Origin of the sequence: Proteiniphilum sp. (genome assembly GCF_034927365.1) — a bacterium.
GTDB lineage: Bacteria > Bacteroidota > Bacteroidia > Bacteroidales > Dysgonomonadaceae > Proteiniphilum.
Genome location: NZ_JAYFQD010000027.1, coordinates 15,419 through 35,383, shown reverse-complemented (window position 1 = coordinate 35,383; position 19,965 = coordinate 15,419). Strand labels below are relative to the sequence as shown.

General features: G+C 42.9%; 14 protein-coding genes. 3 read left to right on the top strand and 11 right to left on the bottom strand.

Annotated features, from left to right (window positions below):
* Window positions 1-3 precede the first annotated feature (3 nt).
* Window positions 4-789 carry a basic secretory protein-like protein gene (locus VB073_RS14670; protein WP_323404944.1) on the top strand — a complete coding sequence of 262 codons (786 nt, stop codon included), beginning with the start codon at window positions 4-6 and terminating at the stop codon, window positions 787-789.
* A 148-nt stretch (window positions 790-937) separates the two neighbouring features.
* On the top strand, window positions 938-2,281 hold the full coding sequence (locus VB073_RS14665; RefSeq protein ID WP_323404943.1) for a Gfo/Idh/MocA family oxidoreductase: 1,344 nt from the start codon (window positions 938-940) through the stop codon (window positions 2,279-2,281).
* Between the two features lie 5 nt (window positions 2,282-2,286).
* On the opposite strand, the gene VB073_RS14660 is transcribed toward VB073_RS14665, so the two are convergent.
* The 7 genes from VB073_RS14660 to VB073_RS14630 all read right to left on the bottom strand — a co-directional run bounded on the left by VB073_RS14660 (window position 2,287) and on the right by VB073_RS14630 (window position 10,973).
* Entirely contained in the window at window positions 2,287-3,705 is a 1,419-nt protein-coding gene (locus tag VB073_RS14660) for a twin-arginine translocation signal domain-containing protein (RefSeq protein ID WP_323404942.1), read from the bottom strand.
* Between the two features lie 35 nt (window positions 3,706-3,740).
* On the bottom strand, window positions 3,741-4,691 hold the full coding sequence (locus VB073_RS14655) for a hypothetical protein (RefSeq protein ID WP_323404941.1): 951 nt from the start codon (window positions 4,689-4,691) through the stop codon (window positions 3,741-3,743).
* Window positions 4,692-4,804: 113 nt separating this feature from the next.
* Entirely contained in the window at window positions 4,805-6,178 is a 1,374-nt protein-coding gene (locus tag VB073_RS14650; protein ID WP_323404940.1) for a hypothetical protein, read from the bottom strand.
* 33 nt (window positions 6,179-6,211) lie between these two features.
* Window positions 6,212-6,820 carry a hypothetical protein gene (locus tag VB073_RS14645; RefSeq protein WP_323404939.1) on the bottom strand — a complete coding sequence of 203 codons (609 nt, stop codon included), beginning with the start codon at window positions 6,818-6,820 and terminating at the stop codon, window positions 6,212-6,214.
* 12 nt (window positions 6,821-6,832) lie between these two features.
* Entirely contained in the window at window positions 6,833-8,185 is a 1,353-nt protein-coding gene (locus VB073_RS14640; RefSeq protein WP_323404938.1) for a neutral/alkaline non-lysosomal ceramidase N-terminal domain-containing protein, read from the bottom strand.
* Between the two features lie 17 nt (window positions 8,186-8,202).
* Window positions 8,203-9,567, bottom strand: coding sequence for a DegT/DnrJ/EryC1/StrS family aminotransferase (locus tag VB073_RS14635; protein ID WP_323404937.1), 1,365 nt, complete (start codon window positions 9,565-9,567; stop codon window positions 8,203-8,205).
* A 197-nt stretch (window positions 9,568-9,764) separates the two neighbouring features.
* Window positions 9,765-10,973: a sialidase family protein gene (locus tag VB073_RS14630; protein ID WP_323404936.1), complete on the bottom strand. Its 1,209-nt coding sequence runs from the start codon at window positions 10,971-10,973 to the stop codon at window positions 9,765-9,767.
* 360 nt (window positions 10,974-11,333) lie between these two features.
* Here VB073_RS14630 and VB073_RS14625 point away from each other — a divergent pair, with 360 nt between their 5' ends.
* Window positions 11,334-13,985, top strand: a complete 2,652-nt coding sequence (locus VB073_RS14625) for a hypothetical protein (protein WP_323404935.1) — start codon at window positions 11,334-11,336, stop codon at window positions 13,983-13,985.
* Window positions 13,986-14,284: 299 nt separating this feature from the next.
* On the opposite strand, the gene VB073_RS14620 is transcribed toward VB073_RS14625, so the two are convergent.
* The 4 genes from VB073_RS14620 to VB073_RS14605 all read right to left on the bottom strand — a co-directional run bounded on the left by VB073_RS14620 (window position 14,285) and on the right by VB073_RS14605 (window position 19,880).
* Complete coding sequence (locus tag VB073_RS14620; RefSeq protein WP_323404934.1) at window positions 14,285-15,220, bottom strand: DUF4886 domain-containing protein; 936 nt, start codon at window positions 15,218-15,220, stop codon at window positions 14,285-14,287.
* A gap of 46 nt (window positions 15,221-15,266) precedes the next feature.
* The gene (locus tag VB073_RS14615; RefSeq protein ID WP_323404933.1) at window positions 15,267-16,814 is read right to left on the bottom strand and encodes a PKD domain-containing protein; all 1,548 of its coding nucleotides are present in this window, start codon (window positions 16,812-16,814) and stop codon (window positions 15,267-15,269) included.
* A 27-nt stretch (window positions 16,815-16,841) separates the two neighbouring features.
* Window positions 16,842-18,257 carry a hypothetical protein gene (locus tag VB073_RS14610; protein WP_323404932.1) on the bottom strand — a complete coding sequence of 472 codons (1,416 nt, stop codon included), beginning with the start codon at window positions 18,255-18,257 and terminating at the stop codon, window positions 16,842-16,844.
* A gap of 207 nt (window positions 18,258-18,464) precedes the next feature.
* The gene (locus VB073_RS14605; RefSeq protein WP_323404931.1) at window positions 18,465-19,880 is read right to left on the bottom strand and encodes a Gfo/Idh/MocA family protein; all 1,416 of its coding nucleotides are present in this window, start codon (window positions 19,878-19,880) and stop codon (window positions 18,465-18,467) included.
* Between the last annotated feature and the right edge of the window lie 85 nt (window positions 19,881-19,965).

The following is a 19,965-nucleotide window of genomic DNA, read 5'->3' as shown; positions in this document are numbered from 1 at the left end:
CGTATGAAAATCAGAAATCTGTTACTTGTTTTGGCCGTATTGTCCGTTGTCAGTTGTTCTTCCATTATGTTCTCGCAGAAAAAAGCAGGCAATTGGCAAAACTTTCGCTATCCCGAAATCAATTTTGTGAACCATGCTTCCGGCACTAAAGGCTGGGAGACCTATAACCGTATTATCCCCGATCCTGAGGGATATATCAAAGCGGCAGCGCTGGAAGTGGTGAAAACATTGTACTGGAGTGAAAAGGATTCGATTCCCGGTGTGACGAAGATCAATTACGAGATCAGGGATGTGGATGGTATTTCTGCAAAAGGTGGCACTCCTCCTGAAATTACCATCTTCTACAGTTCACGTTGGGTAGAAAAATGTGAGAAGGATGGAGGTGATGATAAGATATTGTTTGAAACGAGGGGCGTCTTACTCCATGAGTTGACACATGGATTTCAATTAGAGCCACAAGGTATCGGCACCTATGCCGATGGAGGAGAATTCTGGATTTTTATCGAGGGAATGGCCGATGCCGTCCGTATTCATAACGGAGGGTTTCCGGAAGGGAACCGTAGACCGGGAGGGAGTTGGAGAGACGGTTACCAGCGTACCGGCTATTTCCTGGATTGGTTGACCACCAAGGATCCCGATTTCCTTCGTAAATTCAATAAATCGGCGCTGGATATCGTGCCCTGGGGATTTGATAAAGCCATCAAGCATGTGTTGGGAAAACAATACAGTGTGGATGGGCTGTGGGATGAATACCAGCAATATATTCAATCGACCTCAGTCAAGAATTAGCTCCTGAGAAGGATGCTGTTTGGTTTTTTCTTTGTAGTATTTTGCTATATAAGATATTTCCTGCGTTTTTTGATGAAATCCGGGCGTAAATAGAAAGCAATACAGGATTAAATTCTATACATTTGCAGATCATTAAACTATAGATACTATGACTACAAGAAGAGAATTTATCAGGAATGTTGCAATTGGTACTGCCGCTGTGTCTGTCGGTGGTGTATTGCCGGGGTTCAGTGCAAGAAGTTATCACAACATTGTGGGTGCCAATGAGAAGATCAGGATGGGCGCTATTGGGGTGAATTCACGAGGGAATGCGCTGGCCGGAGGATTTGCCAGGGAAAAAGGTTGTGAGATCGCTTATGTCTGCGATGTGGACAAACGTGCCATGGAGAAGTGCATAACCAGCGTGACAAAAATTGCCGGAAACATTCCCAAAGGAGAAAAGGATATCAGAAAATTATTGGAACAGAAAGATCTGGATGCCGTCTTTATTGCTACCCCTGAGCATTGGCATGCACCCGGTGCCCTTATGGCCATGAAAGCAGGGAAGCATGTTTACCTGGAAAAACCGACAAGCCATAATCCTGCTGAGAATGAGATATTGATGCAGGCAGTGAAAAAATACGATGTAGTGGCTGTTACGGGTATGCAGCGGAGGTCGTGGCCGAACATGATCAATGCGGTGCAGGAATTAAAGGAAGGAGTCATCGGAAAGGTCTATTTCGGCAAAGCATGGTATACCAATAACAGGCCCTCGATAGGTACGGGGAAGATAATATTGGTACCCGACTGGCTTGATTGGGAATTATGGCAGGGCCCCGCACCGAGAGTCTCTGCCTACAAAGATAATTATCTTCATTACAACTGGCATTGGTTTTATGATTGGGGAACCGGGGAGGCCGGAAATAATGCGGTGCACTTCCTCGATATCCTGAGATGGGGGATGGAGCTGACTTACCCCACGCATGTAAGCTCTTCGGGAGGAAGGTATGTGTACAATGATGACTGGCAGTTTCCCGATACCCAGATGATCAACCTTGAGTTTGGAGGAGATAAAATGATCACTTGGGAAGGGCGGAGTTGCAATAGTCGTGATATTGAAGACTCTTCAGTAGGTTGCGTTTTTTACGGGGAGACCGGTAGTTTGGTTATAGGAGGTGGAAATGCTTATAAGGTCTACGATCAGAAAAATAAACTGGTAAAAGAGGTGGTCAGTAAGCAGGAGTTTAGAGACGGAGATACCTCGAATCCAACGGCACAACTCGACTCATTCCATTTCTCCAACTTTCTGGACGGTATCCGGAAAGGTACGCCATTGAATGCCGATATCAATGTAGGATGTATTAGTACCACTCTGGCCCACTTAGCAAATATTTCCCAGCGTACAAAAACAACTTTCAGGACCAGTCCGGAGAATGGTCATATCATCAATAACCGTGCAGCCAGTAAACTCTGGAACCGGAAATATGAAAAAGGATGGGAGATGAAGCTGTGACGTTTTTATAATTTATCGTTGATAGATTGGATCGCCTTTAAAATAACTTTTTCAGTATCTTCTGTGACGGGACTTGAGAGTATCTCATATCCTCCTTCTTTATAAGCTTCTTTTGTCCCGATATAAAACGGACCATAGTCGCCATACGCGGCCATGGCTACGAATTTATCGGGAGACATTTTCTTTGCCGCCAATTGGTATTCGACAAACAATTCTCCCGGCATAAAGAAAATTTGCGCGTTTTCTATGGAGAGAGAGCCTATATCGATGGTCTTCCCTTCCAAGGCACGTTTGTACCAACCTAACCGGCCCATATTATTCGCCATGTAAGGGCCGTCACCTGTCGCCATATTCTTCTCAATTTCGGCAGTGACCGGGTTTACGGGTAGTAGAAGAGGGGCTGTGGTCCATTTGACTTTTTCTGATGAAACGGTATACTTTTTCGTGCTATCCCAGGCACGCTTCATGCCATCAGCCATTCTTTCTGCCAATCGGAGCCGGTTTTCACGACTGCCGTCATTGTATTTCCCGGCAGCGATATTCCCTCCCGCTCCGTTAAAATGGACATGTAGTGCCTCAGGAACAGCCTGCTGGCGTAAGAAACGGGCAATACCGGGAAAATCGGGATTTGCAATTCCAGTCCGGTAGTAACTCTGGGGATGAGTAGCATAAAAACTCAACACAGCTAACGGCTTATCGTTATTCCAGAAGCTGATTAAGGATACATCGGGATCAATCAGGCCCTCCGGCATGTCCCTCAACAGAGGATCCTTGCATGCAGATCCCCGCATTGTCTTAATCTTCCCATTCTCCTTATCCACCCTCCGGTTTGAGGCAACCTCATAAATCGGAGCTTTACCCATTCCCACATGTGTGACAGGTTGCAGTTCCTTCCCTGCACTTATAATTGCCTCCTGGATATTCTTGATGACTATCCTCGCAAAAGAACCTTCGAAACATCCTACCGGAAGATTTTTTTCTTTCAATAATCTCTCAGCCGTAAAATCGCAAATAGGGGCATCATGTTGATGAACCGTATGTACTGCCACCCGCTCTGGCGTAGTGCCGGCAGCGGATGCCAGAGATTGTTTGAAGAGGTCTTGCGATTCGTTGGAAATTCCTATCCAGTCGACGGCACATAAAACGATAGGTGCCCCCGCTCCGGAGAGGATAATTCCTTTGGCTCGTAATCCAAGATCGGATGAATTGACCATCCGGTCGTATGTCAATAGGCTTCCAACCGGTGGAGTTGCATCTACATCGAATAAGCCTACCTTCAACTCTCCCGGTGTATTTACCTGTTCCATATCGGTTTGTGGGTAGATATTCTCTAACGGATGAGTTATATTTGCAGTGGCTGTGGCAGCCACTGCAGCAGTTACGGTCGTTAAAAATGATCTTCTCGTTACATTTTTTTGGATCATAATAATAGTTTTATCTGGAGAGTGAGTGCATAATTTCATTTATCTGCAAATCCGGCTTTCACGATCTCATATTTTTCTGGATCTGCTTCCGGGTTAGGGTGTGTATAAATGAGTACCCCATCTGCATGTTCCTTTCCCCTTCGAATTACCTCTTCTACATAGGAGGGGGTAGAGCCTCCCAGCCTTGAATGTGCGGTTAGGTATACATCGATATAAATAGGCATACCTTTGTTGAAGAGGCTTCTTAATGTAGAGATTTCCCGATCAACCAATCCTGCATTTTGAAGATTGGCTCCTTCAGATTCTGCGCGATAAGGAAACAGTATTCCATCCAGCATGTATCCGTACTTCTCCGCAAAATCCACTGTTATCTGTTTGTAGTAGGAACAGGGAATAAATTGAAGTGATGGGTTTATGTCATCTATTGTATCCATCATTTCCTTCACATATTCCGGAGTATAAAAATCGAGATTATGGACAAAATCATCTATACTTAGTGCAATCAGATTAGGGTAGGTCACACTAAGTTTAGCGATCTCTTCCGACCATTTGATATAATCCATTCCAAAAGGTTCTGAACTCCATTTGGCAATAGGTTTTGATTCTGAAGGCGGTACCAGGGATATCCATACTGCAATCTGATTTTCTAGCGCGATGGGAAGAAAAAGTTGCAAATCGTCCCAGTCGTTTTCATTTTGCCATACTAACCAGTTGTATGTATTTGCATTGAGTTCTTTTAATTGTGCAATTAACTTGTCGAGATCTGCCCTCCCATCCGAGAGTCTTGGCAAACTAGCATAAGTGCCGAGAGTCGCCCTGTTTTCAGTAGTGAATATTGGCTTGTTTTTATCCGGTTGTTTCTTGGTTGAGCCGCAACCGGATAAACAAAGGCCACCTATGAAGATAAGAGAAGCGAGTGCTACTATCCCCATACCTGAAGATAGGATAGAGAAAAAAGATATTCCAGTTTTTTTATTTGTCTTCATTGTTCTTGCAAAGTTACATTTTGCACAATACGACTTCTTGTAAAGAAGTGTAGTATTGTGCGATAGTAACATGCACAATACTACAATATTCTCAAAAGACGATATTATATCCCTTATGGCAATTCAATTTTTATCAAATCTTCGATCTCTTTCCCATCATGCATAAAACGCGCTAAAGTATATACGTTTCCAGCGTCGTCCAGGGCAATCGAATTTACATAGGTCGGGATAGCTCCATCTTCATAGAACACGGAACCTAAATCCTTGTATTTCTTATTTGGAATATCGTAAGTGACAAGGTGTAGATGTTCCAATCCTTTAGCAGCGCCCATGTTAAGCTTATCTATTCCGGCAAGCCTTTTTCCGTTTTCATAAATAGGAGCGCCGGTTAAATAATGAATTACACCGTCTTTATCGATCATAAAGCCGAGATAGCCATAGCTGAACAGGTCAAACATTCCACTTTTCCTTGACGGTTCGGAAGTAATACGATCGATTACTTCAATTTTCTTTTCTTTCGGATCAAATGTGAACAGATAGCCCGAATTGCCATGTACTCCATAAGCTTTGTTTTCCGGTTCATACCAATATATTTTTCTCCAGTTATATCCCATGCTGCCGGCATCACTTGGATCATAGGACCCAAAATAATCAATTCTCAAATCAACTCCTTCGAGTTTTTCCGGGGCAGACATAGTGGAGTTATAGAAAAAGATATCACCGTCTCCGGTAGAATAGTAGACATTTCCATCACGGGGATCCACGAACATTGAACGGCATATCACCCTGAAGTTTTCAGTACCTAATTGTGTTTCTCCGGCCCTTGATACGGGTCCCAGATTTTTGAGGGTACCGGTTTTCAGGTCATGATGGAGTAGTAACCCTTTTGGCCAGGTCAGCCCGTATAACTGTTCCCGTTCCCGATCCATCACCATGGTGATAATTCCTTCCCCTTCGGGAGCGAGGGAGAGACTCTTCAATTCCTTTGTTTTCATGTCGTAATAAACGAAATGTCCACCAGGATAGAGTTTATACCCTTCGGGTGCTACTACGGGTAGATTTTCAGCTCCATCTATCATCTGATAGTAACCGATATGGGTAGCAAAGTAGAGTTTTTTGTCTTTCTCATAAAATTCCACGTGACTTTTTCCCTGAGCAATATATTTCTGCTCTTTTTCGCCCAAAGCTTCAGACAAGTCGGCAATAAACTCCGTTTTATCGGTTTGAGGATCATAGCAATAGAATTGACCTCCTATATCGTGTCTTGTAGATGATAGTACATAGTATATCTTACCATCACTTGCTTTGGATATTGCGTTATAAGTGTCATGGGCATCGTCAAACCCCGAGAAATATTTTTTTGCCACAAAATTACCTTGTTTGGTAGATTGATCCACCTCTTTCTTATCAGTAGTGTTATTCTGATTTTCAATGCATCCAGCCAAAAAAAGGCATAATAAGACAGGGATAAAAATAATTTGTTTCATTTTTAGATTTTTTATTGATACTATAATTTTTAATTATTTCCGTGTAAAAGATAATTCTAAGTTATCGATAATCTCATTAATTCTATTTACAGTTGCTTCTGTAACCTGTGACGAGGGATCTTTCTTCAGCAGCCTTGTATAACTTTTCCTGATCATCATATCTTCCCCCGTGTATTCGGGCATTTTCAGCTTACGATCACTGGCTTCCTGTGTTTCAAAATATGTCTTGTCCATATAAGTGAAGTCCCAGATCGTCAGCGTACATTTCCCCTCTTCATAGTCTAACCGTAAGCTATAGGTTACGTAAAGGGCGAAAAGCTGTGTTACGTTAGAATCAATTTCGAAATAGTCGGTTATTCTGCAAACAGTTGAATCGCTGTTACTGGAAAGAAACACTCCGGAGTAAGGATCCAATTTGCCATTCAGATACGTAACCGATCTTTTCATAAACTCTTTGTTATTCAGGTCGTATTCGAAAGTAACCGAAAAAACAACTTTCCCATCCACTACAGGAATTGAATCTTTAGAAAAATTGTGATTTTTCTGTGCATATCCTGTTATAGGGGGTAAAATGAGGAGCAATAAACATAGATTGGAGATAAATCCCCTTTTTTTCAGCATGATAGAGATACGAGTAAACATTTTGATTTAGAATTAGTCGATGAGTAACTGTTTAAACGCTTCAATAATAATGGGCTCTATCTGTTTATCCCATTTTGCAGGTAAACCGTACACACGCTGCGATGTATCGCCCTCGTATCCTCCTTCGTCAATCACGGCCGCGGAAGGGATATAGGCAACGATATCATTGGCGTATGCCATCACAAAAACATCTTGTCCGTACAACTTTTTCAATTGAATGGTATAAGAAACCAGTACCTCTCCGCCCATCACAAAGAGAGGTTGATTTCCTATCTTCCAATATTGTATCGGGTACGGATAGGCTTTCCTAAAAGTCCCTTTCTTTTTGTATTCATCGATCATCCCTTTTGCCCATCTTGCCTGGTAATCGTTCCCCTTCGATATTTCTTCCAATTGTTCCATTGGTAGCGGAGTGCTGAGCGGAAGATCGATCTCGTTATATTTGTTGATCAATATACTTTCCTGGATATTCATGTTTTCAGAGAGGACGGCTTCAACGGATGCTGCCAGTTGTTTACCGTATTGTATAGCTAAGGGTAGAGTTCGTCTGGGTAGCGGGTTTTGGTCGGCACCTGCCCCCTGAAAGAACATAGCCGTCGTACCAGGGTATGTTTTCTCCAGTTCTATTTGTGCAAATCCTACATAATCGCCTGAAAACTGATTGATAGACAAAGTAGTCGGATGACATGCGTATCCAAAGATCACAGCGATTAGACTTTTATCCAATCCTTCCACCTTTATCACGGGTACCGCATAGTCGTTCGGTCCATTCAGGCTGGTAGTGGGAGTTAATTCTCCTTCTTTATTGTTACGCCGGTTTACCTGAAAACGGGCTGTTCCATTTTTCGTATAGATCCTTGCCGTTTTCATATTTTGCATAGACTCGCCGACTAATTCAAGCAGCATTGTCTCCAGTTGCACGGTATAGCGATCGACTTGCTTCCAGTCTCCGGTTTCCATCGGATAAATGTATTCCAGTGCTCTGGCTACCACCGGTCCTGAATGGGTGTGTGAGCAACTTAATACGATCTGCGATTTGCTCAGTCCGTATTTCCGTTCAATCTTTTGTCTCAATGCATCCGAGAAATCCTTCGGAATTCCCAGTAAATCCATTGTGATCAATACCGATTTGTTTCCCTTCGCATCTTCCAACATAAGACTCTTTGCCCATAGGTCATGTAACTTTCCTTCGGACGGAGAAGTCCTGCTTGCATAACCTGCCATCCATACCGGAAAGGAAGGGGTGATATTTTTCCGGGCAACTCCTGCTTTCCATATATCATGGCTACCGGAAGTCTGTCCGAATGAGAAGAGCACCCCTCCAAGAAATAGAATGATAAAAACAAATCGTTTATATGATTTCATTTTGATCGTGTCGCCTGTTATTTTTTAAATTTCCTGACAATCTTATCGGCATTAACCTGTATCTTTTCAATGGCATTTGCTATATTATCCATCGATGATTTATTCCCAAGGAACAAGCTCTGGCTCAGCCATATTGATGCCTCATTGCATATGCGGTCATTCATCGGGCATTGGTTTTTTTCGATAAAATCTGCATAATCCAGATCTTTTTTGTCATATACCTTCTGGTATAATTTGGAGTCGAAAGCTGCTTTGATAAATGGCTGAGTATGCAACGGGGTGTAACCCGAAGAACAGGGTATCCCTTCTGCTTTTAATGATTCCAGGAACTGGCTACGGGTCAGTCCCTTGAATTTATCTTTGTTGTATAGTAGCGGGTATAAGTGATATACGGCTTTTGTCGTTTCCGGATAGAGCGTGGCGGGAGAAATACCGTGGATACCGTTTATTTTCTTCGATAAATATTGTGCATTCTCCCATCTGGTATTTGTCTCTTTCTCCAGGTTTGTCAGCTGTACCAATCCAATAGCAGCCTGATACTCCGTAAATCTTATTTTCGATCCTACCCTTATTCCTCCTCCGCTTACACTGCCTACCTGGGTTCCATAAGGATGGCCTAAATTGTGATAGGAGAAACATTGATCCATAAAAGTTTCGTTATCACTGGTAATCGCACCTCCTTCGCCAATCGGCATATTTTTTGAGGTTTGAAAACTGAAACATCCCGCATCGCCGATTGAGCCGACTCTCTTCCCGTTCACTTCTGCCAGATGGGCCTGGCAGGCATCTTCAATCACGATCAGGTTATGTTTTTTTGCGATCGCCATTATCCGGGTCATATCGGCTGGGATTCCCAAAATATGTACAGGCATGATGGCTTTTGTCCTTGCCGTAATTTTTGCTTCAATCTTTGCAGGGTCTATCTGGAAGGTTTTTGGATCTATATCCACAAAGACGGGTAATGCCCCATTCATTAAGACTGCCTGTACGGTAGCGATAAATGTGTAGGGAGGTATAATCACCTCATCACCGGGGCCTATATTGAATTGGGCTACGGAGGCAATCAACGCGTTGGTTCCATTTACCACCGAGAGACATCTTTTTGTACCGATCAGTTCAGCCCATTTTTGCTCGAACTCGGCTGTCACTTTTGCTCTTGACCATACCCCACTACGTAATACTTCCAGTACTTTTTCATCATAAGCCGATCTCCATACCGGCCAGTCAGGCCATACATCATGATGTGATTTGGTGCCACCCAATATGGCGGGGAGCTTATCATCTCCATTTGACTGTCCCCACGCATATAGATTATTGAATCCGGATACAGCCAGCAAGCTGGTTCCTCCGATTGTTCCCGTTATAAATTTACGCCTGTTCATATTATTACTTTATCTTACGCATCATGTTGTTAAATATATTGTATTTGACTAAATTACAAAGATATATAATTAACATTATCTACCGTGGTAATTAGCGAAATGTTGTCCTCAAAAGACGTTGGCTGCCGAATTCTCACTATTGGGAAGGTGACTTCAATTTTATTTGAATATTTATCCCTTAAAAGTGCCGGGATTGGTTATTGTCGTATACGAAAACGCGCCAGACGCAGGTCACACAAACCTGTAAATCTCCACTCCTCGTTATATGGGATTGCCCAATAAGTGAGCAAACATACCCCATCCTGTGTCCATGTGATCCCCGGATTGGAGAATCCTGTTTTAGGATCAGTTTCAATATCCCAAAAGTCTGTAAAAGTTATACCTCCATCAGCAGAGATAGCAGCCGTGAGAGGGCTCCGTTTGCCGTAATGGCTGGACCAATGCATATTGTATTCGGCATTATTCCAGACAACCATAATCTTGTTACTATTGGGAATTTCAGTTACATAGGGGCAGGATTCAGGTGTTGAAAGCCCGGTTGTCTGTGGTAAACTCCAGCTTTTGCCTTGATCCGATGAATAAGATTTAAACAAGGATCCGAGTTGGTTACGCATGACCATGATCAGCCTTCCATCCGTCAACTCTGCCACGAATGGCTCCATAACTCCGCGCATGGGTAAGGAAATGTTCTGTTGTCCGAAAGTCCAGGTACGACAGTCATCATCAGAATAAAATACACGCACATGTATCTTTTCGTCTTTGCTCCATAGCGTCCCTTCCGAATAAGTTACCGGCAAGATTACACGACCTGTAGAGAGGCGTTTGATGCAAGAATTAGAAATTGCAAAATGATCTTTTTCCCAGATTGTTTCCTGTGGTCCGAAAGTTTTCCCTTCGTCACCGGAGCGAGCCATGTATGCGGTGGCTAACTTTGTCTTACCTCTCTCTAACTGGTCATACATCATGTAACAGAGCAATATTTCGCCATTATTTAGACGTAGAAAGTTCGGGCTATAAACGTTTACACTCTCTTTGCGCCTTTCCACCGCGATACGAAAATTATCCCATGTCCTGCCGCCATTCGAGGAATTCATCATTGAAATGGTACTCGGTGCTCTGTCGCCGGATCCGAAAGGGCTGTCTTCAAACCGCATCCATGCTAAAAGAAGAGAAGAATCTTTAAGTTCAATAATCGACGCTTCACTATGACGGGGAAAATTCTTATCCGCTTTGCAAATGGTGGTAATCTCCCTCTCGTAATATATTGATGTGTTATCAATATTTTTGTTCGGGTAGAGACCTTTACTGCAGCTTGTAACCAGAGATCCGGATAGTATGCCACTGGCTCCTAACAGGAACGATGAGGTAGTGGCGGTTTTTAGAAAACTTCTTCTTGACCTTTGCATTTTGTTTATTATGATATTATTTTGAGTCTTCATTCTAATATATCTTCGGATAATACATTCATTTACTGCATCATTTTCAGGATACTCCATATTTGACTAGATTACAAAGGTACGTGACCCGAGTTGTCTTCGGTATTTATTCACGAAATATTCTCCTCAAAAGACGTTGTTAGTATTAGATTATAGTCATATTCGTTATCTTATGATAGTTGGTTCAATCTGTTTCGGATATTTTTCGTGAATTGAGCGTATCTTTGCGCTAATTCGGGGAAAGTCTAGTTTGTTTCGTTTTTTTTTGTAAAAAATAATAATGAGTTTGCTAATGTGCTATCATGAAAGGGCGATTATAATTAGTATGTCATGAAAAAGGTCTTTTTGATTATTTCTTTTTTCTATCTAGTGGGTATCCTTTTGGCTCAGAATAGTGATATGGTTGCGGATACGGTCGTAAAGCGACTTACTGAGCAGTTGACTTATTTTCCTCATGAAAAGATATATGTGCAGACCGACAAGACTGATTACCTGTCGGGAGAGCGGATTTGGCTACGGAGCCATTTGGTCGACGCACTGAACAACCAGCCGATATTTATGAGCAGGTATGTCTATGTGGAACTCTTTAATCCCTTCAATGAGTTAGTTAAACGAGTTAAGATCCGCCATGACAGTACCGGCGTGTATGCCGGATACATGGACCTGGAACAGGAACTACCGGAGGGGAGCTACACCATAAGGGCCTATACGCGGTATATGCGAAATCGTGGGAACGAAGAGTTCTTCAGGAAAACAGTTAACGTGCTTGATCCGTACTCCCTGCAAATCGAGCCGTTGCCGGACTTTACCTTCCACGAAAAGAGGGTGGATGTAGGTTTCAGATTTATTGAACGGAGAAACAGGGATACCATTATCCCCGAAATTGTTACCCTCAGACTTCCCGATGGTCCGATAAAGACTATCGACCCAAAAAACGGATCCGTTTTTCGGGAAACATTCCCTCTTACCCAAAAGAGTAACAGGAACCTACTTTTGAGCATTATCCACAAGGGGCGGAAATACAATCGTTATTATTCAGTACCTTATCCTGCCGGTGATTTTGATGTTTCGTTCCATCCCGAGGGAGGCTGGCTTATTCCGGGTCAGGTCTGTCGGGTGGGATTCAAGGCCGTTAACCCTTCGGGGTTGGGTGAAGATGTTTCAGGTGTTATCTATGATTCTAAGGGTAAAGAGATTATGCAATTCAAATCCCTTAAGTTAGGGATGGGTTTCTTTAATTTTATCCCTATGGATGGAGAAAAGTATCACGCTATATGTATGACCGGAAATGGTGATAATCGGCGGTTTGATCTGCCGATACCTGATTCCCATGCAATGACCGTCAACGTGAAAGCTTTGCGCAACCGTTTTTTAGTACACATTCTGAAGGGAAAATCGGCCCGGGCTGATTCCCTCTCCTTGGTGATTCATCATAAGGGTATAGTCCTGCACCATGAATTTTGCTCTGCTGAATCCGGTAATTACACTTTTCCTGCTGAATTTTTCCCCTCGGGTATTTCAAGTATCCTGTTGCTCGATACCAATTATGATATTATCAGTGAACGTCTTGTTTTCAATATCAACGGAGAGGATTTTGCTACTCTAAAAACCAGTTTATCGGCATCTGCGTACAAGCGCCGGCAACTGATAACTTTTAAGCTTCAATTGGCCGGTACCGACATAGGATCGTCTCATAACAATATCGCTGTTTCGGTTGTCGATAAAAATGTGGTTGTTACGGATACGACAAATACCCTTGTATCTACCCTGTTGCTTTCTTCGGAATTGAAGGGGCATGTTGAATCGCCTGTAAGTTATTTCACGGGTAATAGGGAGGATTTGACTGCGCTTGATGTGCTGATGTTGACACAGGGATGGAGGAGGTATGATATTCCGGGTATATTGAAAGGGAAAATTGATATTCCTGAAATCTTACCGGAACAGTTTCAGGAGATAAGTGGTAAAGCGGAGGCCAGGTTCTTCCGGAGTATGGATGAAGGGAAAATCAGCCTTTACGCCACGCTAGACACCCTGTCCAGTATAGAAACTGCCGCTGCAGATGAAAAAGGTCGTTTCATGTTCAAAGTTGAATATCCAGAAGGTACTGAAATCACTGTTCAGTCACTAGACAGAAAGGATCGGGAGGGTAATTTCATTTATCTCGATGAGATCACCTATCCTGATTATAGTCTTGCTACTTTGCCGGCAAGGAGACAATTGAAGGAACCGGACGACAATAAAGGTAATGCCAGCGATTCCTACCTGAAGCAGGCTGATGAAGAATATTCACAGAAATACGGTATGCGCAGTATTATGCTTGAAGAGGTGATAGTCACGGCTAAAAGTATAAAAAATATCAAAGAATCCGCTTACTATTCGCCCATTTATTCGTCCGGTTTGACGACAGTTGAAGATATCCAGAAAAGAAATTTCAGTAATATGCTTGCCGTATTGTTGGCTACCGAAGGAGTCGTGGTAAGAGGGGGAAACAAAATAACTACTAGCCGGTCCGACATGCCGGTATTGTTTGTGATAGACGATATACCCTATACAAATTTCGATGTTCTATCGATGGATGTAAATGATATAGACAACTTATTTGTAATAAAAGATCATACTTCCATGTTTGGATATTATCCTGAAACAAGCGGAGCGTTGGTGATTACGACCAGGGGCAGTACTTACCAAAGGTCAAAATCTATTAATATTGATAGGATTAGGCCGTTGGGATATCAGATGGCTGCAGAATTTTATTCCCCGAAGTACGAGACCAAAGCACAGCTTGAATCTTCCCTCCCCGACTTGCGTACCACCATTTACTGGAATCCCGGCGTACAATTCTCACCGTCGGGGGAAGCAGTGATTGAATTTTATTCGGCAGATACTCCCACAACCTATCATGTGGTGGGAGAGGGCGTCACTGTTTCCGGTAAGATGGTTCAATTTACCAAAGAGATTGTGATAGAGAGTAGTGTCAGATAAAAATAGTTCTTTATATCTTATTGTGCTTTCTATTGTTTTTTTGAAATTTAAGAAAGACAATAACCGCCTGATGGTCTTTATCAGACATCAGGCAGTTATTTAAGAATGAGAAAATATCAAAAACATCAAAATGAAATCCTTCATTATTCTTTAAATCAACAGATATCTTGTTAAGATAGTGTTGCTATTTACTGCATCATATTATCGTATTTAACTGGTTTGCAAAGATATATAATTAATATTATCGCCTGCGGTAATTTGCAAAATGTTGTCCTCAAAAGGCGCTATCTTCGGATTTATCACTGATAATTAATCCCCAACCTTACAGTTGTTACTGTAAACGGTTTTAATATTGCTTGGTGAGCGGCACGCTGAACCGTGATGGCTTCTAAAGGAGTTATGGTGGTTGGTGCGAAAGAATTCCCAACAACCGATTTTCCGGATAGCGTTTCAAACCATGCGCAAGCGGCGGTGTAACGTCCTAAATCGAAAGTCAGGTGATGTCCGTCACGACAGAAACGATCACCTATGAAACTATTTCTACCGTTCTGAATGGCTGTTCCGGAGGGGATTATTGTTCTTATTCCGGCTTTCCGCGCGGCCTTCCGCGATGCTTTTACAATTGATTTATACATCTGTTTTTGATCGCTATTGTATTTTGGAAATGCATCGCTTTTTGAATTTTGGGCATAAGCCCAAGTCTGGTGAAAAAGGAATTTGGCTTTCTGATTGGCTATATGTTTCTTTACATATGCTGTCAATTGGATCAGATAGGGGGAATAAGTTTCGATCAGTCCCGAATTTGCACTGTTTTGCTGAAAACTGATATAATCCCAACTCTCGTCGTTGATGCCTTGTAATAAAGATATGCCGGGAGTTGTGGTTTTTTTTCCCGCGGGGTCGATTTTACGATACGAATATTCCGCTTTATCGTTTTCCACATTGTTCCAGTGTTTTTCCAGCGAGCAGCTACTGATGTGTAAATTCCCGATAATAAAAATCACTCCATCCGCTTGTCCCAAATCGTATAAATAGTTTTCCACCGCATCTATTGAAAAACTATTGCCCACAGCTAACACTTTTATTGTATCCTGCGACCATGCATTGATCGAAAATAAAACAATAAATAACCATATAGTTAAAATATACTTTTTTATACGATTGAAATTATTTATATTCAATGGTGTCGTATAGAACTCGCGTTTAGTCATGTTTTTGGGTGTAATGATGTTCATGTTCGTTTCATATATAATTAAGTTATTCACTCACTAAATTCACTTTTTAAGGGGTGCTGATCACGGGATTTACAATGACATGCAGCTGTTGTGATGCCATATTTCCCGTTTTTTCATCTATACGGTCAACCCGCACAATATAATTGCCCGGCTTTTTATAATGGTGAATAATTGTACCATAGCCATTTGCAGCGTGCTGGCTTGGATCAATATTGGAAGGGACCTCCATTTTGGGTGAACCATCACCAAAATCATAAATGTCCACTCCTCCTTCTTCCGGGAAGCCGAATCCTCTTGAGCGGAATACGACCGGATCTCCCGGTTTAATGTTGAATGTGGGGTAATATGCGGCGTGCACTCTGGGAATTGAACGGGCAATCACCCTGTCTGAATCAGCCTGGGCAACGGGATAGACGTCTACTCTCATGAAATCATAATCAACATTGCCCTCATTATCGATAATTTTGATAATTTCACTGTAAGTGCCGGGGCGCTCATAAGTTCTTTTCACTTTTGCTCCTGCCTCCCTATTCCCATCCATGAACAACCACTCATAATGGCGAATGCCGGCTTTTGCCCATGAATGCGAGGCATCAAGTTCTACAGTCTTACCGGGCAGGGTTTTTATATGTGGACGGGCGACCGCGATCACTTTCGGGTCATACTCCTCAATATATGACTGCCATAAAAAAGGGTAAGCATCCTGATGTGCCCATAATCCGGATGGCTGGATGCTCTCGATATGAAAATGAAGATGCGACCATCCACCACTACTGCCCTCTTTTCCCACATAGCCAATCCTTTGGCCCATTGTTACTTTACTGCCAATACTGAGCTCAGGATCAAATGTGCTCAGGTGCGAGTACCTGTAAATCCAACCACGGTTGTCCTCAATGTACACAATGTCATATCGTGGTCTGGCTGCGGGATGAAGTTCGCCATCCACCTCATTTCCCAGTGTTATGATTTTCCCATCAGTGGCGGCAATCACTTCAGTGAGACCGTCCACTCCACCAAAGTCCATTCCTGCATGGTAATACACTTTCCCCATTACTATTGGAGAGAAAGGTTCATTGGAAAATACTGTTCTTGAAGCGGCCCACCGTTGTTTCAGCGGGTATTTAAATGTGCCGGGTTGAATCCATGGTGATCCGGCGGGCCACAGCCGCAACCTGGCGGATTTTTTCAACTTCCACCAGTCAGAACTTGCGTCCGCCATGAATCCGATCACCGCCGGCACGTCCACCTGCAGATCTCCAACCGGCACAGGCAGCCGGTAACTTTTACACTCCAAATCAGCCTTTGTACCATTGATCTCCACTTTAACCCGGGTGCCGGTCAATGTGTTAAAGACCGGCTCCCGATCCTCTTCCAGTCCTAATAATTTGATTTGTGCCTTACTTCCATCATGGAGGATTATATTCGCTTTTTCACCGATATCAAGGTCGACAACTCTTACGATTGAATCATTGTCCCCCATGTCGTCCATACGTGCCACATCCGGCAATTGATATTTCGAAAAACCAAATGAAGTGGCTGAAAGGGAAGCTGCTGAAGTCATCACAGCGGTTTTTACAAATTTTCTCCTGTCCATAATACTTGGTGGTCAATATTTTATTGCTCAGTCATCTAATAGTTTGAATATAGCCGGTTTTAATCTTCTTTCTGTTTCAGGATGTACATTCGTGGCGGTTTCACTTGTTTCATATCCTCCTTCGTGATACGCTTTTTCAGTGCCGATATAACCGGGACCATACTCTCCATAAGCGGCTATAGCGACAAATAAGTCGGGGCGCCTCTTTTTGGCCGCCAGTTGATAATCCACGAATAATTCCGCCGGAAGATGAAGTATTCTTGCTTTTCCAATCCCAAGACAAGAAATATCTACTTTTTTCCCGGAAAGGCAACGCTCATACCATGCCATTTTACGGGCATAACCCACATTTTTCTCATATAATGAAGGGTTATTCTCTAATTCTTTTTTCAAATTGGCCAGGTAGGGGGCGGGAGTAAAAGCGACCTGTTGCTGTTTCCAAAAAACTTCTCCTGCGGTTATTTTCTCCTTTTTCGTGTTTTCCCATGCCTTTTTCATTCCTTCCGCCATCCGTTCTGCAAGGATCAACCTGTTTTCTTTCGATCCGTCATTGTATTTCCCCGCTGCCACATCTCCTGAGGCACCGTTGAAATGAATGTGGAGCGCCTCTGGCACGGCGAGTTGTCTTAAAAAGCGCGCGACTCCCGGGAAATCGGGATTAGCAATCCCGGTGCGATAGTAACTTTGGGGGTGTACGGCATAGTAACTCAACACCGCCAGCGGTTTATCCTCATTCCAAAAACTCACCAATGATACAACCGGGTCAATCAATCCTTCCGGTTCCGCCCTCAGGCTCGGTGAGGGACACGCGGAAAATCTTGAGGCTTTTACAAGCCCATCCTCTCCAAATATCCTTCTGTTGGAAGCCACATTCAATATATTTGCTTCTCCTACCCCGATATGAGTAATATCCACTGTTGTCTTGACCGACTTCTCTATGGTTTCTTTCAGGCGAGTTAAAAAACCGCGCGCAAAACTGCCCTCAAAAGATTTCGGCTCCACACCGTTCTCCATTAATATTTTTTCAGCACCGAAATCGCATCTGACAGAGTCATGCTGATGTAAGGTATGCACCGTAACCCTTTCCGGAATTGTTCTCGCCGCCTTTGCCATTATTGAACGAAACTCGTCATAACCTTCATTGCTGATCCCTATCCAGTCGATGGCGCATAATACGATGGGTTTTCCCGCCCCATGCAATACAACCCCTTTTGCGCGAAGTCCAAGATCCCATGAATTAGTCATTTTGTCGTAAGCCAACTCGTGCCCTATGGGAGGGGTTGCATCCAAATCAAACAAGGATAAAGATATTTTTCCCTGATTCTCATTGTTCAATGTTTTTGTATAGGAAGACAAAGGCAATCCTGAGCCAAGCAAAATGCCGGCACCTGCCGTGATATTTTGTCTTAAAAAACTCCTTCTGGAGCATTTGATACTATTCATTCTCAATTTTTTAAAGAGATATGTGTAATTACAATTTATTATAAGGAAAATGTCCTATGTCTTTTTCACGTCAAATTCTTCTCTAAATACGTCAATTTGGCGTAAGGAGTTTTCTTTTACCAGTAAACTTATTCTATCTGTAAATCGTAATTTTATCTATCAATTTGATTTATACAGTAGTCAGTATATGAAGTTTTTTGAATATGTTTACGATTTTACAGTTGTTGTGTTTCCTTCCGACAAGGAGATGTCCACAGGTTGATTTGTTCTCCAGGCTCCCCGTGTGAAATCGGGTATATCGACGGGTTTTGAACGGTTTGATACGGACTTTTCACTTAACGGAATAATCACGCTCCAGGCAGCGGCATCATACACGTCGATATCCATCGGTAGCCCGTTTCTCAAACAATCAATGAGCCTCCATGTCATTAAAAAGTCCATTCCCCCATGTCCCCCGACTTTTTGGGCCATATCTCCTATTTGTTTTACTATTTCGGGCGTATACTGGTCGTTCACTTTCTTCATCCCTTCGTCGTCAAGCCATTGGCTGCCTAAAGAAATTCTGGCGGGTAAAGGATATTTCTGGGCAGCGCCTTTCGTGCCGCTGATCATGTGAATGCGGGAATAGACCCGGGGGCTGGTTATATCGTGCTGGAGCATGATGGTACGTCCTCTCTCCGTCCTGATGGTAGAAGTATTGATATTTCCTCTGTATGAGTCGGTATCATACTTTTTATAAAACGGGTCGTTTTCCGCCAGTTCCGAGACCTTTTTCCCCAATATAAAATCATTTGAAGACATCGAGGTCATATAGTCCAGTTTATCCCCCCTGTTTATGTCCATGATTTGACAAACAGGGCCTAATCCGTGTGTAGGGTACAGGTTTCCGTTGTGACGCCGGCTTTCCTCCAAACGCCACATGTTATTATCTTTTGTCTTTTCATAGATTGACTGATGATGAATATAAGCGGCATCGGCATGGATAATATCCCCGAAAAATCCTTGTCGCGCCATGTTCAACGTGAGTAGTTCGAAAAAATCATAGCAACAGTTTTCCATCATGTAGCAATGTTTTTTTGTCTTCTCCGATATTTCCACCATTTCCCACGCTTCGTCAACGGTGGCTATGGCCGGCACTTCCACGGCCACATGCTTGCCGCATTTCATGGCATATACGGATATGAGCGCATGGAGCGGCCCTCTTGGGACGGCAATGCTGATTAAGTCTATGTCAGGATTTTCACATACTCTTTTCCAAGCATCTTCACCTCCCGTATAGACCTTTGCTTCCGGTAATCCCCGTTTCCGAAGCAACTGTTGCACATCGTCAATACGGAATGGCACAATATCGCAGATTGCCTTTATTTGAACACCTTCTAAAAAGGTCATCTGGTTCAGATTTGCGTAACCGCGATTGCCTATCCCGATAAATCCTACACGAACAATATCCAATTTAGGAGCCCGGTAACCACACATATTAAAATGTTGCCTTTTTCCCGTTCTGTTGGATAAGTTTTCAGATTTACCCGAAAAGGAATTTTCAGCATGAAGACCAGGAATAAAGCCTAAGCCAATACTTCCCGCCGTTATCTGTTTTAAAAAATTTCGTCTGTTCTCGTTCATTTATGAAAATATTGTTTCAGTTTTTACTACTATCCGTTTATAAGTTTTACAGGAGCATCAGTTTATCGGATCCGGAATATGCGCT

Excerpts from the sequence above, each read along its gene's own strand:
- VB073_RS14670 (WP_323404944.1), top strand. The coding sequence starts at position 4 with ATGAAAATCAGAAATCTGTTACTTGTTTTGGCCGTATTGTCCGTTGTC.
- VB073_RS14620 (WP_323404934.1), bottom strand. The coding sequence starts at position 15,220 with ATGAACATCATTACACCCAAAAACATGACTAAACGCGAGTTCTATACG.
- VB073_RS14665 (WP_323404943.1), top strand. The coding sequence starts at position 938 with ATGACTACAAGAAGAGAATTTATCAGGAATGTTGCAATTGGTACTGCC.
- VB073_RS14605 (WP_323404931.1), bottom strand. The coding sequence starts at position 19,880 with ATGAACGAGAACAGACGAAATTTTTTAAAACAGATAACGGCGGGAAGT.
- VB073_RS14615 (WP_323404933.1), bottom strand. The coding sequence starts at position 16,814 with ATGGACAGGAGAAAATTTGTAAAAACCGCTGTGATGACTTCAGCAGCT.
- VB073_RS14650 (WP_323404940.1), bottom strand. The coding sequence starts at position 6,178 with ATGAAACAAATTATTTTTATCCCTGTCTTATTATGCCTTTTTTTGGCT.
- VB073_RS14645 (WP_323404939.1), bottom strand. The coding sequence starts at position 6,820 with ATGTTTACTCGTATCTCTATCATGCTGAAAAAAAGGGGATTTATCTCC.
- VB073_RS14660 (WP_323404942.1), bottom strand. The coding sequence starts at position 3,705 with ATGATCCAAAAAAATGTAACGAGAAGATCATTTTTAACGACCGTAACT.
- VB073_RS14625 (WP_323404935.1), top strand. The coding sequence starts at position 11,334 with ATGAAAAAGGTCTTTTTGATTATTTCTTTTTTCTATCTAGTGGGTATC.
- VB073_RS14655 (WP_323404941.1), bottom strand. The coding sequence starts at position 4,691 with ATGAAGACAAATAAAAAAACTGGAATATCTTTTTTCTCTATCCTATCT.
- VB073_RS14630 (WP_323404936.1), bottom strand. The coding sequence starts at position 10,973 with ATGCAAAGGTCAAGAAGAAGTTTTCTAAAAACCGCCACTACCTCATCG.
- VB073_RS14640 (WP_323404938.1), bottom strand. The coding sequence starts at position 8,185 with ATGAAATCATATAAACGATTTGTTTTTATCATTCTATTTCTTGGAGGG.
- VB073_RS14635 (WP_323404937.1), bottom strand. The coding sequence starts at position 9,567 with ATGAACAGGCGTAAATTTATAACGGGAACAATCGGAGGAACCAGCTTG.
- VB073_RS14610 (WP_323404932.1), bottom strand. The coding sequence starts at position 18,257 with ATGAATAGTATCAAATGCTCCAGAAGGAGTTTTTTAAGACAAAATATC.